Here is a 16,087-nt window from a genome sequence, read left to right on the forward strand (position 1 = left end):
AAGCGACCATTTTTGGTCGCTTTTTTTATGCATTTAAAATTTGCTCTGTATGTATTTTAGCTTTTACTTTATCTATAACACGATCTACAATTCCTTCCTCATTAACAATGAAAGTAATTCTATGTATACCATCAAACTCTCTACCCATAAACTTTTTTGGTCCCCATACACCAAAGGCATTAATGACTGTTTTTTCAGTATCAGCTAATAAAGGATAAGGGAAATTAAATTTATTTTTAAAATTTGATTGACGCTTTTCAGAATCAGCACTTACTCCTAAGATCTCATAACCAGCATCTTGCAAAGCTTTATAGTTTTCACTTAAATTGCAAGCTTCAACCGTACACGTTGGTGTATTAGCTTTTGGATAGAAAAAAACCACTAATTTCTTTCCCTTATAGTCAGATAAAGAAACCAGATTACCATCTTGATCATTAACGGAGAAATTTGGCACCTTATCTCCTGCCTTTAATGTTTTCATATTGTTTAAATTTGTTCTTGCAAAAATACGATGAAATGACGAAGCAAGAAAAGGTACAATTTGTTATAAATACGTTAAATAAACTTTATCCCGAAATTCCTATACCATTAGATCATAAAGATCCTTATACTTTATTAATTGCAGTTTTAATGTCTGCCCAAAGTACAGATGTACGTGTTAATCAAATTACACCTCTTTTATTTGAACGTGCAGACAATCCTTATGACATGATTAAATTAAGTGTTGAGGAAATTAGAGAAATCATAAAACCTGTTGGTTTGTCGCCAATGAAAAGTAAAGGTATTTATGGTTTATCACACATTTTAATTGATAAGCATAGTGGTAAAGTCCCGCAAACGTATGAGGAATTAGAAGCATTGCCAGCCGTAGGCCATAAAACAGCTGCAGTGGTTTTATCACAAGCATTTGGAATCCCTGCTTTTCCTGTAGATACACACATTCATCGCTTGATGTACCGTTGGAATTTAACCAATGGTAAAAACGTAGTACAAACCGAAAAAGATGCGAAGCGTTTATTTCCTAAAGAACTTTGGAATGACCTTCATCTTCAGATTATATGGTATGGTAGAGAATACTCACCTGCTCGCGGATGGGATTTAGATAAGGATGTTATAACTAAAACTATTGGACGAAAGTCTGTTTTAGATGAATATTATAAAAAGAAGAAATAGAACGCAATGGTATAGTTGTTGATACCTATAAGGAAACTTTCAATCGATGAAAAGAATTCTAATTATTCTTGTTTCCTTAACTACTATATCTTGTATTCCCTATAAAATTGCTCCAAAATTTAAGAATGAGGATTACAAAGTGATAAAAGCTAAAAAATTTCAGCGTAAACTACCGAGAGAAACATCTTTTATTTTTAAAGATCCAAAAAATGCTGACGAGTTCTATAATTACATTAATAAAAAGTTCAATCTAAATCACCATAATGTAGGTCTAAATACACCTTTTCTGCTTAATGATAAGACATTTTATTTATCATATACTGAAATAGAACGTACAGATGAATCACTAATATTGCCATTTGCTATTACAGATCTTAAACGTAGTAGTAATGGAAACGATTCAATCTTTGAAGATAACTATACAACTCGTAAGGGTTATTGGTATATCATTTTAACGGTCTATGATGAAGATTTAAAAAACTGCTTATTAGATAAACACCCTATGCGATCTGATGCAATTCGCTATCTTAAAAGTTTAAAACAGGAGTATCTCACAACTCACAATTACGAAGAATTATTATTCACAAAAAAATCCTGACTTTGTCAAATCAGGATTTTTCTTCAACTTAATTTAGAAGTGCTTCAAACTTCGATTTATTATAATTTATAACACTTAAAGCCTTTGAGTAATTCAAAAGAAAACTAATTGTTTCATCTTTTGGTTTTAGGTTATCATTTTTTGGGGAAGCGTTAGAGTAAATTTTTTCCATATTTATAAATTAGGGTTTATATATGGTACAACGCAACACTATGTTGTTTATTGTGCATTAAAAAATAAAATTCATATTAAATATTACTTTTATAAGTTTTTAATGCTCAATAAAGTGAGTTTAATTTGTCAAAACAATATTATTTTGCTCTATTACTTTACGCATATTAATAAGCGCATAGCGCATTCTACCTAATGCTGTATTGATACTCACACCTGTACGTTCGGATATTTCCTTAAAGCTCATGTCCTGATACATACGCATCATTAAAACTTGTTTTTGATCTTCTGGTAATTCTTCTATAACACGTCTCACGTCCGACTCTACCTGCGATTTTATCATGCTCTTTTCAGCATTTAGACTAGAATCGCTTAGTACAGAAAAAATACTAAACTCACCGGCGTTATCAAACTTAGGCATACGACTGTTCTTTCTAAAATGATCAATAACCAGATTATGTGCAATGCGCATAACCCAAGGCAAAAATTTACCTTCTTCGTTATACTTTCCACGCTTTAAAGTTCTAATGACCTTGATAAAGGTATCCTGAAATACATCTTCTGTAATATCTCTATCATATACTTTAGAATAAATAAAACTGTAGATACGCTGCTTATGTCTCGATATTAAAACCGATAATGCACTTTCGTCTCCTTTAATGTAGTTGCTAACCAACTGTGCGTCTGGGATAAGTTCTTTTTTCATAATATTACTCTTAGTAGTTAAGAAGTAAACTTCTTAGCAAGGGGTTAAAATTTTCTAAAGTAATATTATGCGATACGCAGTTGTATTTTAATGATTATGTGGTAAATATAACAACAATCATTCCGAAAAAACAAAAAAAACTAGCAAATTTTAACATTTTGTCGGATAAAATGTTCCTTTAATAGATGAAATAGTTATAGTATCTTTGTAAAATTAGATTTCAGAAAAATCCCATGAATACTACTGTTTTAGACGTTAACCCAAAGAAAAATATCATTATAAAAGGTGCAAAATTGCACAACCTAAAAAATATTGATGTCGTTATTCCCAGAAACAAATTAGTGGTTATTACGGGATTATCGGGTTCTGGAAAATCAAGTTTAGCCTTTGATACCTTGTATGCTGAGGGTCAAAGACGTTATGTAGAAAGCCTATCGAGCTATGCGCGTCAGTTTTTAGGTCGGCTAAACAAACCTAAAGTAGATTATATAAAAGGGATTGCACCTGCTATAGCTATTGAGCAAAAGGTAAATTCTACCAACCCACGTTCTACAGTAGGTACAACTACAGAAATATATGATTACTTAAAGTTGTTGTTTGCACGTATTGGAAAAACCTACTCTCCTATTTCTGGTGAAGAAGTTAAGAAGCATAGCGTAACCGATGTTATCGATTACATTAAAACATTTGAAGAAGGTGCTAAACTTCTACTCTTATCGCCTATTATACTTGAAAAAGATCGAACGATAGAAAATAAACTCCAAACATTACAGCAGCAAGGTTATGCCAGAATTAAGCATAAAAATGAGGTTTTAAGAATTGATGATGCTTTAAAACAAAATATAACATCAGATAAACATCTGTTTTTAGTTGTAGACAGAATCGTTTACAAAGACGATGAGGATTTTCTAAACCGCCTTGCGGATGCCATAGAAACTGCATTTTTTGAAGGCGTAGGGGCTTGTATTGTTGAATCTCTTTCGGATCATAAAAAAACGACATTCAATAATAAATTTGAATTGGATGACCTAACGTTTTTAGAGCCCAATGCACATCTCTTTAGTTTTAACAACCCATATGGTGCTTGCCCAAAATGTGAGGGTTACGGTGATGTTATTGGCATTGATGAAGATTTAGTTGTGCCTAACACAGCACTATCGGTTTACGAAAATGCTATTTTTCCGTGGAGGGGAGAAAGTATGAGTTGGTACAGAGACCAACTTGTTAATAATTCGCATCATTTCGACTTTCCTATTCATAAGCCCTATTTTCAATTAAGCGAAAAGAATAAAGCATTAATTTGGTCTGGAAATGAGCATTTTGAAGGCTTAGACAGTTTCTTTGCTGAGTTGGAGTCTAAAGCTTATAAAATTCAGAATCGTGTAATGCTTTCGCGTTATCGTGGCAAAACAAAATGTAATCTTTGTAAAGGAAAACGCTTGCGTGAAGAAGCCAACTACGTAAAAATAAACGATGCTACCATTACAGATTTGGTCGATTTACCTTTAAATGAACTGAAGCTATTTTTTAGTGAGTTAAAGTTAAATACTTACGATGCAAAAATTGCTAGACGTCTTTTAACAGAGATTAATACGCGACTAGAATTTCTTTCTAATGTTGGTTTAAATTATCTCACTCTCAATAGAAGGTCCAATACACTTTCTGGTGGTGAAAGTCAACGTATTAACTTAGCAACCTCTTTGGGTAGTAGTCTTGTGGGTTCTATGTATATTTTAGATGAGCCTAGTATTGGCCTACACCCAAAAGATACTGAACGCTTAATCGAAGTGCTTAAATCTTTACGTGATTTGGGCAATACTGTTATTGTGGTAGAGCATGACGAAGATATTATGAAAGCCGCAGACGAAATCATTGATATCGGACCAGAAGCTGGTACATTTGGTGGTGAAGTGGTTGCCACAGGAGATTTCAATGATATTTTAGTTTCAGATACTTTAACAGCAAAATATCTTAATGGCCAATTAGAAATTAAAGTTCCTGAGAAACGAAGAACATCAAAATATCATATCAATATTGTTGGAGCTCGCGAAAACAATCTTAAAAATATTGATGTCACATTTCCATTACAAATGCTTACGGTTGTTACTGGAGTTTCAGGAAGTGGAAAAAGCACCTTAGTTAAAAAGATACTCTTCCCTGCGATTCAAAAGAAACTCACAGGATTCAGTGACAAGGCTGGACAATTTACCGAAATGACGGGTAATCATAGTAATATTCAACATGTGGAATTTGTAGACCAGAATCCTATAGGGCGTTCATCGCGTTCTAATCCGGTGACTTATATTAAAGCTTATGACGATATCCGCTCACTTTTTGCATCACAAAAACTGAGTAAAATTAGAAACTACCAGGCCAAGCATTTTAGCTTTAATGTCGATGGTGGACGTTGCGAAACATGCAAAGGAGAAGGCGAAGTGACTATAGAAATGCAATTTATGGCCGATGTGCATTTAACTTGTGATACCTGCGGAGGCAAACGGTTTAAAAAGGAAGTAATAGAAGTGCATTTTGAAGGAAAATCTATAGACGATATTCTTAACATGACTATTGATGATGCCATAGATTTCTTTGCTACGTTTAAGCAAACTAAAATTAAGAATAAATTACAACCCTTACAAGATGTTGGCTTAGGTTATGTTACTTTAGGTCAGTCCTCCTCTACCCTTTCTGGTGGTGAAGCACAGCGTATAAAATTAGCAACGTTTTTAGGTAAAGGTAGTAAAAGTGATAATGCGTTATTTATTTTTGATGAACCTACCACAGGACTGCATTTTCATGATATACAAAAGTTGTTAAAATCGTTCCAGGCCTTAATTGCCAAAGGCCATTCTATAATTGTTATTGAGCATAATATAGATTTAATTAAATGTGCGGATTATATTATCGATCTGGGACCCGAAGGTGGTAAACATGGAGGTCAAATTGTGGCCCATGGCACACCAGAAGAAATTGTTACTAATAAGGATTCCGTAACTGGTAAATATCTTCAGGAAAAATTATAGTATAAACTTTCTTTATGGATCTAAGAGAAATCAAAAAGTACACGTCTACAGAATTTATGTATTCTGGTGGTGCTAGTTTTGAAACTCATGTCGCTCGTAAAACGAATAGCGTCTTTAAGTTTTTGCCTTCTGTAAAGTTTGCATTTTATACTGTAATGTATTTATTATTATCAGTAGGTGCTTATTATTTTGGAATGCAATTATGGCCTATTGATAATGGGCTTTCTATTATCGGTTTTTTGTTACTTGGTGCATGCTTGGTGTGTTTTTGTGCGTTTTTATATTTTTTAAAAGATTATCTTATCCGTATTGTTTTTAGCAAAAAATTGGGGTACTACTACAAAGGCTATGTTAATATTAAATATTTAAGATTCTCAAAAACTAATTTAGAGCATATTGTTGCTATTCAAATTTTAGGAGAAATAACAACAGAACAAATCGCTCCGTTTAATAGCTATGAGATAAATTTAGTCTTAAAAGATTCTGAGCGGCTTCATGTTATAGACCATTCTAATCTAAATAGTATTATTGAGGATGCCCAAAGTCTTTCAACATTTTTAAATGTCCCTATCTGGACTAATGAAACTTAATAAAACTGAAGCATGTTCTTAAGCGTAAAACCCAGTTTTTCAAAAACATATAAAACCAGATTGGTCATAAACGCCCCAAGTATAAGATAGTCAGCAACGTTTGCTAAACCCTTGTAAAATGGGTTTCTGATTTCTGGATATTCGGAAACACCATTTTTTTCCCAAACCTTGTATAACCAATATTGAATATGATATCTCGGATAACTTATTAAAGCTGCAGCTAATACCGCAATAAGTAGAATAGTAAAATCCAGTATTCCCACAAAATCAACATTTTGAGCGCGCCAGGTATACATATTTGCTATATATGCAACAACAAGAATTTTTGAAACACCATATAAGGTTATATAGGGTTTAAAATATTTAATCACTTTGTTTTTATCCAATAATTCATTTGGAAGATTGTCTTGAGAATCATTCTGAGATAGAGCCTTGAGCTTTTTTCCAAATAAAGACGAGAATCTAAAGAACTCAAAATGAGAAATTACCACAAGAACTGTTAACATGTTTAATATTAGGTTGGTCAATAAGTAATAAAACCCTTGAGTATTTAATGCAATGTCTCCATTAGACATCTGGTTTTGAAACCAAAAGACCCTATTGTATCTGCTTAGCTCATCAATATAAATTGTAATCGTTATGAAGCTAACACTAAAAAGCAGTACTAATAAAAGTATGTTTTTTGCCCATTGTTTACCATAATGTGAAGCTGAAATACCTAGCAGTTTTAATAAACCATTAGATTGAAATTCGCTTTTCATTCTGGCTGTTCTGTTTATAAAGTAAATACCACAGCTAATGTATACTGGGCAGATTACTAAATAATTAATGATATTAGGAATGTCTTCTAAAAAGTTGTAGTAAAAATCATCTTCGAGTGGTAACAATCTTCCATTTTTCCAGGCCCATAAAAAATTTACACCAAACAGTAAAAAAACAGTGATTAAATAAATTAAAACTCCCTTTTTTAACCACTTTTGAAAATCGCTATTAAAATCTAAACTCAACTTAAAAGGCAACGTAAAGAGACTAAACCCTTTTAATACATTTTTATTATTGGTGAGTTTGCTCATAAAAGCTGAACTAATCACATAATAAATAAAAGATCTAACATTCATAAGATGCAATTTAGAAAAATATTCTAAATTACTCATATACAATGCAATGAGTAGTGAATTATCAATAAGTAACGATTACTAATTTGCAAAAGTTCCCGTTTGGGACACTACCATAACTACATTACCTTTTCGAAGTATTAAAAAATCAAACAAAGAGAATCTAATTTTTCCTTTTTGCATTTTTATCGGTTCGACCATTGTCATACAATCCTTGTAAAGCAGTTATTGTGTTCCCTTCGGCTAAAAAACGTATTCTAAAGCTATCGAGACCCTTCAGCATAAACTCATTATTACTATACGGAAGCAATTCATACTTTGTTCCACTACCTCGTTGATAGAATAATTTACCATTCTCGTAGGTCACAATACGTGGGCCATAAATTCCTGCGAAGGCTTTTAAATCTTTAGCATCTAAGGTCACTGGATTCGTCTTTAGATTTAGTTCGGCGAGTGGCCATTCGTAAAAAGCTTGTAGCTCTTTTTCTTTATTATTTTTTATAAGTAATTCCAAAGCTTTCATATAGGCTATATCTAACGCATCCGCAGCCGTAGTCTTAATATGTGGACTAACACCAGTACCTTCCCAATTGGTATTGGTGATTGGGTTAATGGCTCTGCCAGTAGGCACCCAAACCATAAATCGATCTGTCGCCACAACTGAACCACCAGGATGTGCTCCACCGCCCGTAGTTTCACCTACCAGAGTAGCACGTTCTAGATGCTTTAAATTATAGCTAAACTCTTCTGCTGCCGAAAAAGTCCTGCCACTGGTTAATACATAAACGGGAGTATCCGGACTGCGTGTACCGCTCACGTGTGGTAAGGTCCAGGTTTGAGAATTTTGATCTGATGGACGCCAATAGAAATTGTTCAAATGAACTGGGGCGCTTTCAAAGAGATAACTCGTTATGAGTTGGATCATTGCTGGACTTCCACCTCCGTTATTTCTAAGGTCAATAATAATAGCATCTGCATTACTCAAAAAATTCATGGCAGAGACGGCAGTCTCACCAGCATATTCTACATTAGAAAAACTTCTAAGATCCAAATACCCAATATTACCTGCCATAATTTTCACTTCCTTAAAACCAAAATTATTTCGTTTCATGCTGTTGATATAGCGATTCAAATAAGCGATGCTATCTTCAGCAGTAACTGTTTGTTGTTGCTCAGCTATTCGGTCTGGTGCAAAAGAGACTCTTAAATGTTTATCGTTGCTGATCGCTTGGAGGTCTGCTGTTAACGTGGATGCAAATTCCTGAGGGTCTAAGATGGACTTATAATTGCCGTTCTCAAGTTTCGATGCAATACTTGAAGACATTTTCTTGGCAACCTCTGGAAAAACATAGTTTGCATTTAGTTTACTAGCTATAGAATCGATAACAGTTTGTTGTTCTTTAACTGTTAATAGCTCTACGTTTTGCTGTGCGTTCAGTTGAGAAGCAAGTAGCATTAAAAATGTGATTGTGATTACGGTAAATTTGATTATAGTTTTCATAATGTGATGTTTTTTGCACAATTGGTTCTGATTTTACCCAAAATGATTTCCAATTGATTCAGTTCGTTTTTTGTGATTCCTTTTAATGATGAATTTCTATTGTGATGAATGATGGGAGGAAGGGTTTTTAAGACGTCCTTTCCTTTATCTGTGATTTCAATTTTGTAGCGCCTTCTGTCTTCAGGATTCATTGAGCGTTTCAAGTGTTTTTTCTGAACCATTGTATTGATCATTCGGGTCATAGATGCATTGTCTTTGAACACCAGTTCGGCAATTTCTTTTTGAGTCAGGTTGGGATGTTCATTTAGAAAGAGGAGTACCATACCCTGATCAATGGTCATATCTTTTATTTTTTCTGAAATGTTTTTCTGTGCAAATTTTCGATATTCCTTAATAGTACTTTCGATTACGTGAAATATTGTTTCAGATGGAAGAGACAGGTTCATATGTCATTAATTTGATACAAAAATAATTGATATATCAATTATGTAATAGAATTTAACTTTTATTTTATAGCCTTCTTAATCACTTAGTATATGTATATAGTTCCTCGGTAATAATGAAGCACAACGGTTTTGTGTAAGGCTTCGTTGCGAAAAATGTCCAATGGACTTTTCTGGCGTAACCAAAATATAGCAAATTGCAATGAACTATACCCGTTGTTGGCAATTGTTAATTAAAGTTCAGCTTTCACAAGAATTTCTCAATAGTATCTGACTTTACAGCAGTGCTAATGAAATTTATAAATGAGTTTATTCAGGAATTAATCGATGATAAGTTTTGTCATCATAATTTATTTTTTCGTCAGAAATATATTCAAACACAAAGAGGTCACCACTAACTCTAATAATATATTCTTTATTTGACATATCAATAATCTTAAATGCTGGAGGATTTTTAGAATTAGCGTGATCTTTTAGACTAGTAGATTTACCAGGAGAATCATATACTAAAATATCATTCTCAGTCACTTCTAGACCTTTTTGAATGCCTTTATCATTTACATTAATCCAATATCCAATCAACCATTTAGGCGGATTAATTAAATCGTTATGGGAAATACAAGCTGTATTTAGAAAAAAGCTAGAGATTAATAATAGAGAAAATAAAACTTTTGACATAGTTGAAGTTGTATCTAAATATAAACAATCTAAAGTAAGAGTATTTTTTTATAATTATTCCCATTATATTTATACTAATAAAAATACATTTTTTATTATAGACCCTAAGAGTTCTCTATAAAAATCAAGATGCAAGTCAGCTAATATATTGATCTGATATGTTTGTTAAGTTTTACATTATAATTAAGAATTGTTTTTTTGCTAAACACCTTAGGCATCGTAAATATATCAAGTATCCTACAAAAAAAAGCTTAGGAGCCCGTTTGAAACACCACAGTATATAAAACCCTTATTCTATAAGGTTTAAGAAACGTTCGCCATTTCAATGAACGAGAACAGGCTCTTAAAAAAGAACCTGTTAAATTTATAAGTTGCTAATTATCAATAGGTAACAATTACCGATTTACAAAAGCTCCCGTTTGGAACACTACCTAACATTGTTGAAAAATATTTTTTAGAACATATATTGTTCAAAAGTATAAAATATGTTCTTATTTATCAAACAATTTAATATTTAGATAGATACTTTATGTTTTATATATTTGCGTATTACTTTATTTAACTGATATATTTAGAACTTATGTTGTTTGGCGAACGCTTATTAATCACTCGTAAAAAAAGGAAGATGTCGCAAGATGAACTTGCTAAACAGATTGGTGTACACGCTCCTGTAATTGGTAGATATGAACGTGATGAAGTTAAACCATCTATTGAGACAGCTTTTAAAATTGCTAAAGCTCTCGAAGTATCTTTGGATTATTTAACTGGATTGTCTGATTTAGAACTTGATAAAAATATCGTTGATGTGGTTACGAGTTTACAGAAGTTGAACAATGAAGATAGAGCGCATATTTTTACTACGATTAATGCGTTAATTCGTGATGCTAAAGCTCGTAATACTTACGCATAAAAAAACCACAACTTTCGCTGTGGTCTTTCTTATTGTATTTAAGATTAATTCGGTAACCATTCTGTTCCATCACCAGAACATTGTAAATCAATTAACTTAATAGTAAAACTTCCATCTTCAAATTCACTAACTATTCCATAAATCATATTATTATTATCCTCGTTGCATTTCTTGTATGGTAGTGCTTCTTGGAATCTTTTACTAATATCATTAAATGAGGCTTTATTTTTACTTTTTATCTTCCATGTACCTAAAGCTCTATATACCTTATATGAATTCTTTCCTTTTTTGTCTGTTAATACCGAATAATATAGCTTTCCTTTACTGAAAGTTTCAAAAAAATAGAAGTTTGTACTAACATCTATATCACTATTGCTGTAAAGAAAATCTAAAATTGATTTTTTTATGCTTTCATATTTTTTTCCATCATATTCAGATTCTTCAAAAGAATTATTCATATAATTTTTTAAATAAGAATCTGAGAGACTATTTCTGTTTAAAAACTCCTCATTAGTTTTTTGCCATTCTAAAAATATATCTTCTGTGTTAATATTCTCTTTAATAATATTATTAGATCCTTTGCATCCGAAAACAAGTGAAAAAGAAACAATCATTAATAGAAATAAATGGCGATATAAAAAATTTATTTTAATACTTGATAATTTCATTATGACTAATTTATTTATTGTTCTTCAAAAACTCCTCAAGATTTTTCAGCATATTATCAATAGGGCTTGCTCTTCTTACTACTTTTTGTTCATCTCTTATTTCATTTTCTGACTCTCTTATAGAGACTTCTTCTGGACTTAAGACACCCTCTTGTAATGTATCAGGATCTTGAAGATCATCATTAGCATCTCCTGTATCAACATTACCAGATAGAATATTAAGTGCATGTAGTAATTCATGACCAATTAAAATTTCTCTAGGTGCTCCAGTTGTTCCATCTGCGTTAACAATATTCTCTCCGTTATCGCTATGGTCTAGTAGAACTATTGCATCACCTCCAGCACCATTTGATTGATTCTCTTCCGATGCATAAGTTACCGTATGGTCACCTGTACCCAACATTAATTCATTAATTGAATCACTACTACTTTTTTCTTGAAATATATTTGATTTTCCAAATTCATCTGCATAAGTGGTTACTGTTGCTGTATTTCCAGAATTTACAAGACCTGATATTAATCCAGTTCCTTTTGTTAGTTTCTTTCCTCGGTTTCTAGTACCTCTCGAAGCTATTGAAACTTTTCCTGTTTTTCTATTTACTTTTAGCCTATCATTAGTTAGTTTTCGAAGTCTTCTCATCGTCTTTCTTCTATGCTTTCTATTACCTGCCAATACTAATTCTCTACCATCTGGATCAACAAATGACAAAGGGCTATTTGCAAAAGCGTTATAAGGACTTAATGAATAGTATTTATTAGCTAACGGATCTAAATTCATCCAGCGTCCTAAACTCGCATCATAATTACGTGCACCAAAATCATACCAATCTAATCCTAATTCATCATTAAGCTCCTTACCATTGTATTTATACTTGGATGCAACGCTGTTGCTGTTGGCAGACACGACATTATTGTAACCTTTATGTTCAAGTCCAAAAGGATAGTAGTTATTTTCCTCTATAACTTCAAGGCTTCCATTATTGTCTGTATAAGTTAATCTTATATTACCTAAATGATCCTTATATTGATACACATAATTGTAGTTTCCACTGCCATTATTAGCAGGCTCAATATAACCTTCTGGTTGAGCGAACATTTTTAAACCGTGGTCCACTTCTGCACCTTGCCAAAATTGCCCATCATGGCTATAACCACCCGATTTTTCATAGATATAACCACCAGCATATAGCGTAGTACTAGTGCTTTGGCTGTTAATACCATTGTTCTCAGACATATCTACCACCAGTTTTTTAAGTTTTACACCAGTAGCATCATAGACATAATTAATCATATCGCTTCCCAAAGCATTACCCATACCAAAGGTTACCTTAGTCGGTAAATTAAGGTGGTTATACTCTATATTAACGATATTTTTATTGAGGTCTTGTATCATATTACCATTAACATCGTAAAGGTAATCATTTTCTGCTGTATTATCACCATCTTTAAAGCCATCGTCGTGACCATTATCCGCTACATTAAGCAAGGTGTTACTAAAAGGCGCATAGCCATAACTCAACACATCGATAGCAGCGACAGTGGTATTGGCCTCCACCAAGCCCATACGTCGCAGGCTGGTAATGTTTCCGTTTTTATCGTAAGCTACACCTGGCGTATTATTGGCTCCAATAAGGCTATAGTTTTCTATATCATTGGTGGTGCCTGTCAAGACATAATTACCCTGATAATTGGCAGTCTCTATACGGTTAAGGGCATCATAGCTATAGTCATAACCACGCTTATGGCCATCATAGGCAGTTTTCCAAAAGGTCTCCGAGATATTACCATTATATAAGGCGCTATTACTGGTTTCGGGAGCGTTATAATTGATCGTAAACCCAAAGAGGTCACTGCCCAGTGCATCCACATCGTTAATGGCCTTTAGCCAACCTCTAATGTTATAACTATAATCTACGGTCTGTAGCCCTGTAGATTGTGTTGGGTCGCTGGCTACGGCTCCACCCACAGCCTTGCTGTGCAATTGCCCAAAATTATCGTAATGGTTGTTAACGATAAGTTCTGGCGTGCTGCCATTAATACTTTGGCTCTGCGTGAGTAACCTACTGGCATGGTCATAGCTAAAGGTATCTTCAACAATTAGTGGTGTACCGCCATCTTTAGTATGCGTACTCTCCGTACTTAAAACTTTGCCCACAAAATCATAGTCGGTAGTGACCACATCTGTGGTATTGAGGTAAGTGTTGGTACTCGCCACATAGATAGGCATAGCCTTATCGTCGTAATAGGTCACTGCAGTGATCCAGTCATTGGTGTCCAAAACGCGCACCTGGCTACAGGTAGCCATGGACTTAACGTTGGTATCTATAGCGGCATCATAGACCATATTACCATGGGCCTTTAATAGAGGAGCACTTAAGCCTAAATTGTTGTAACTATCGTAATAGTTGATGGTCAACAGTTCTAAGCCTGTGTTGGGCAAAGTCTGGTTGCTGTAGTATAGCGTTGCACTATCTAAAGATGTGCCAGTGCTTGTTCTGGTTTCGTGGAGTATGGTCTGTGCGTTAAGATCGGCCTGCAGTTCTAAGCGTGCCGCATTGTGTGTACTGCCTTGTGGTGTGTACAGGTGTTTTCCTGTATAGACCACACGTCCATACACATCGTACTTGGTAAACAGCCATTTGTGGTCCAGACGTTGTCGGGCATCCTGAGTGAGTATAGGTCTGTCGAGCTTGTCGTAAACAATATGCTCCCAGCCCTTACCCGGAATTTTCTTTTCAATCAAGCGGTTGCGCTTATCGTAGTGGTAGATGTAGCACAGCCCTTCAATGACTTCTGTGACTATAATAGTGTCATCTGGTGTTGTTGGATTCGGAAACATGCTCCCATTAAAGGTCTGTCCTACTCCCGAGCCTGTAACCACAATATTGTTATCTACCAGATGAAAATCGTAACTATGGTCACTACCGCTAAGTGTTCCCAATCTTCGGTTGGCTAGTGCACGTTTGGCATCCAGATTAAGGATCACTCCCTGCTTAAGCTTAAGGTCAGTTGTACTGCTCATATTAAAACTCAGGGTGATGTTGTCGTTATCATCTACAGTAACATGTAATCCTCCCTGCCCTCCATAAGGATTGCTTAAATACACATTAAGGGGATTCTGGTTGGTGTTTTGGGCATGGATCTCAACATCCTTTTCAAACCCAGAGGCAAACTTAGAGTCTACATCCGCAAGCTTAGTCCAAAGGAAATTTTCGTCATAAGTCAGCTTAGCGCTACTGTTAAACAGCTGGTTGATGCCATAGAGCTTGCCACCTCCACTGATATGTATTTCGTTTTTAGTGATATAGAACACATAGTCGTAATCCTGGCCTGTAATGCGTCCCAATTCGGTATCTCCAAAGTTACCATAGGCATCGAGGGATACGAGTTTTCCTGTTTTTAATTCCAGTTCCTGCGCAGCAGAAAAATTAATACTCAACAGTACCTCCTGGCTATCCTCTAGCGTGGTAACCGTAAAGCCTCCTTGCCCTCCGCAGGGATTTGTAATATTGACATTGAGGATATCTGCATTGTCATAGCTCTGAAGCTGATCGTTGTATTCGTCGGCAAAGTTACTGTCTACAAGCGCCATATCTACCCAAGGGTAATTGGTCTGTGAAGCCGCACGGCCCAGTTCATCTAATGTGAGTATCTGTTGCGACGCCTCTGGTGGTAGCACATAAGTAAGATTGCCATAATCGTCATAGACGTAATAGGTATCGTGAGCCACCTCATTATTATAAGTACGCTTTAAAAGCACCTGTCCCTGTTTGTTTTTAAACTCTTCTGTGGTATGGTCTTTTCCTGCAGTCCAGTTCTCATCCTTGGTGATGGTCTTATAAAGCCTGTTGGCGGCATAATAACCTTTGTAAACCAATTCGGTTTGCTCGGTATCACCATTGGGATGTGCCACATCAAAGTATATGACATTATCGTTATTGGAATCATCGGGATTATTAGCATCAAAACTATTGGTGTCGTAGCCAAATTTTATGGTATGGCCATTGTTTACAGCCCAATCGTTTCCGGGAGCTGCCTGTTCTAAAACGCGTCCCATTGGTGAGGCTTCCAGTACCTTTTCACTGTATGGATTTGGCAAAGCCGGATTAAGATCATCTGCGTATCTTGCCATGTACTGTGCCTCAAGGTCAATCATCAATTGTGCCGGCAATTCGTAGTCCAATGAGGTCGTACTTCTGGCGTATGGCAAATAGTCCTTAAGCTGACGCCCAAAAGCATCATAAACCATTGGAGTAATGATATCCTGTTTTTGCCCTCCCGCTTGTCTGGCAATGCTCTGTACAGGTCTCCCCAAACCATCAAAATAAGTAACAGATTCGATCTTATCGTCTGGTGTAAGGGCTGTTGTGGTACCTGCGTTGTGCGCACCATCAGTGGTCTTCACCTGGTAGCTGGTGCTTTTTACATAATTTTTTTCTGGTGTTTGTGCCAAAACTAAGTTAGACACTACACATAAAGCTATGGTGTATATTAATTTTCTCATGATAGTC

The 16,087-nt window shown here is 34.8% G+C and carries 14 protein-coding genes; 5 read left to right on the forward strand and 9 right to left on the reverse strand.

Features of this window, described 5'->3' with window-relative positions:
* Nucleotides 1–25: 25 nt before the first annotated feature.
* Nucleotides 26–481 (reverse strand): thioredoxin-dependent thiol peroxidase, encoded by a 456-nt coding sequence (gene bcp / locus Q0912_RS16100; RefSeq protein WP_299117015.1) that lies wholly within the window; start codon nucleotides 479–481, stop codon nucleotides 26–28.
* A 35-nt stretch (nucleotides 482–516) separates the two neighbouring features.
* Between bcp and nth the strand changes: the two genes are divergently transcribed.
* The gene (gene nth / locus Q0912_RS16105) at nucleotides 517–1,173 is read left to right on the forward strand and encodes an endonuclease III (protein WP_299117016.1); all 657 of its coding nucleotides are present in this window, start codon (nucleotides 517–519) and stop codon (nucleotides 1,171–1,173) included.
* Between the two features lie 46 nt (nucleotides 1,174–1,219).
* Nucleotides 1,220–1,771: a hypothetical protein gene (locus Q0912_RS16110; RefSeq protein WP_299117017.1), complete on the forward strand. Its 552-nt coding sequence runs from the start codon at nucleotides 1,220–1,222 to the stop codon at nucleotides 1,769–1,771.
* 28 nt (nucleotides 1,772–1,799) lie between these two features.
* On the opposite strand, the gene Q0912_RS16115 is transcribed toward Q0912_RS16110, so the two are convergent.
* Both Q0912_RS16115 and Q0912_RS16120 read right to left on the reverse strand, forming a co-directional pair.
* A complete protein-coding gene (locus tag Q0912_RS16115) occupies nucleotides 1,800–1,943 on the reverse strand; it encodes a hypothetical protein (RefSeq protein WP_299117019.1) in 144 nt (47 codons plus the stop codon).
* 120 nt (nucleotides 1,944–2,063) lie between these two features.
* Complete coding sequence (locus tag Q0912_RS16120; protein WP_299117021.1) at nucleotides 2,064–2,648, reverse strand: sigma-70 family RNA polymerase sigma factor; 585 nt, start codon at nucleotides 2,646–2,648, stop codon at nucleotides 2,064–2,066.
* 233 nt (nucleotides 2,649–2,881) lie between these two features.
* Between Q0912_RS16120 and uvrA the strand changes: the two genes are divergently transcribed.
* Together uvrA and Q0912_RS16130 are read left to right on the forward strand one after the other, a co-directional pair.
* The gene (uvrA, locus tag Q0912_RS16125; RefSeq protein ID WP_299117023.1) at nucleotides 2,882–5,671 is read left to right on the forward strand and encodes an excinuclease ABC subunit UvrA; all 2,790 of its coding nucleotides are present in this window, start codon (nucleotides 2,882–2,884) and stop codon (nucleotides 5,669–5,671) included.
* Between the two features lie 14 nt (nucleotides 5,672–5,685).
* Nucleotides 5,686–6,261 (forward strand): hypothetical protein, encoded by a 576-nt coding sequence (locus tag Q0912_RS16130; RefSeq protein ID WP_299117025.1) that lies wholly within the window; start codon nucleotides 5,686–5,688, stop codon nucleotides 6,259–6,261.
* Here the strand turns inward: Q0912_RS16130 and Q0912_RS16135 are convergent.
* The 4 genes from Q0912_RS16135 to Q0912_RS16150 all read right to left on the reverse strand — a co-directional run bounded on the left by Q0912_RS16135 (nucleotide 6,258) and on the right by Q0912_RS16150 (nucleotide 9,998).
* Nucleotides 6,258–7,334, reverse strand: a complete 1,077-nt coding sequence (locus Q0912_RS16135) for a hypothetical protein (RefSeq protein ID WP_299117027.1) — start codon at nucleotides 7,332–7,334, stop codon at nucleotides 6,258–6,260. The genes Q0912_RS16130 and Q0912_RS16135 overlap by 4 nt on opposite strands.
* Nucleotides 7,335–7,539: 205 nt before the next feature.
* Complete coding sequence (locus Q0912_RS16140) at nucleotides 7,540–8,877, reverse strand: S41 family peptidase (RefSeq protein ID WP_299117029.1); 1,338 nt, start codon at nucleotides 8,875–8,877, stop codon at nucleotides 7,540–7,542.
* On the reverse strand, nucleotides 8,874–9,323 hold the full coding sequence (locus Q0912_RS16145) for a MarR family transcriptional regulator (RefSeq protein WP_299117030.1): 450 nt from the start codon (nucleotides 9,321–9,323) through the stop codon (nucleotides 8,874–8,876). Before Q0912_RS16145 ends, Q0912_RS16140 begins: the two co-directional genes overlap by 4 nt.
* Before the next feature lie 306 nt (nucleotides 9,324–9,629).
* Entirely contained in the window at nucleotides 9,630–9,998 is a 369-nt protein-coding gene (locus tag Q0912_RS16150) for a hypothetical protein (protein ID WP_299117032.1), read from the reverse strand.
* A gap of 580 nt (nucleotides 9,999–10,578) precedes the next feature.
* Here Q0912_RS16150 and Q0912_RS16155 point away from each other — a divergent pair.
* Nucleotides 10,579–10,908: a helix-turn-helix transcriptional regulator gene (locus Q0912_RS16155; protein WP_299117034.1), complete on the forward strand. Its 330-nt coding sequence runs from the start codon at nucleotides 10,579–10,581 to the stop codon at nucleotides 10,906–10,908.
* Nucleotides 10,909–10,952: 44 nt separating this feature from the next.
* Here the strand turns inward: Q0912_RS16155 and Q0912_RS16160 are convergent, their stop codons facing one another.
* Together Q0912_RS16160 and Q0912_RS16165 are read right to left on the reverse strand one after the other, a co-directional pair.
* Nucleotides 10,953–11,576, reverse strand: coding sequence for a hypothetical protein (locus Q0912_RS16160; protein WP_299117036.1), 624 nt, complete (start codon nucleotides 11,574–11,576; stop codon nucleotides 10,953–10,955).
* Between the two features lie 10 nt (nucleotides 11,577–11,586).
* A complete protein-coding gene (locus Q0912_RS16165) occupies nucleotides 11,587–16,080 on the reverse strand; it encodes a DUF6443 domain-containing protein (protein WP_299117038.1) in 4,494 nt (1,497 codons plus the stop codon).
* Between the last annotated feature and the right edge of the window lie 7 nt (nucleotides 16,081–16,087).

Source organism: uncultured Winogradskyella sp., from assembly GCF_947498345.1.
GTDB lineage: Bacteria > Bacteroidota > Bacteroidia > Flavobacteriales > Flavobacteriaceae > Winogradskyella.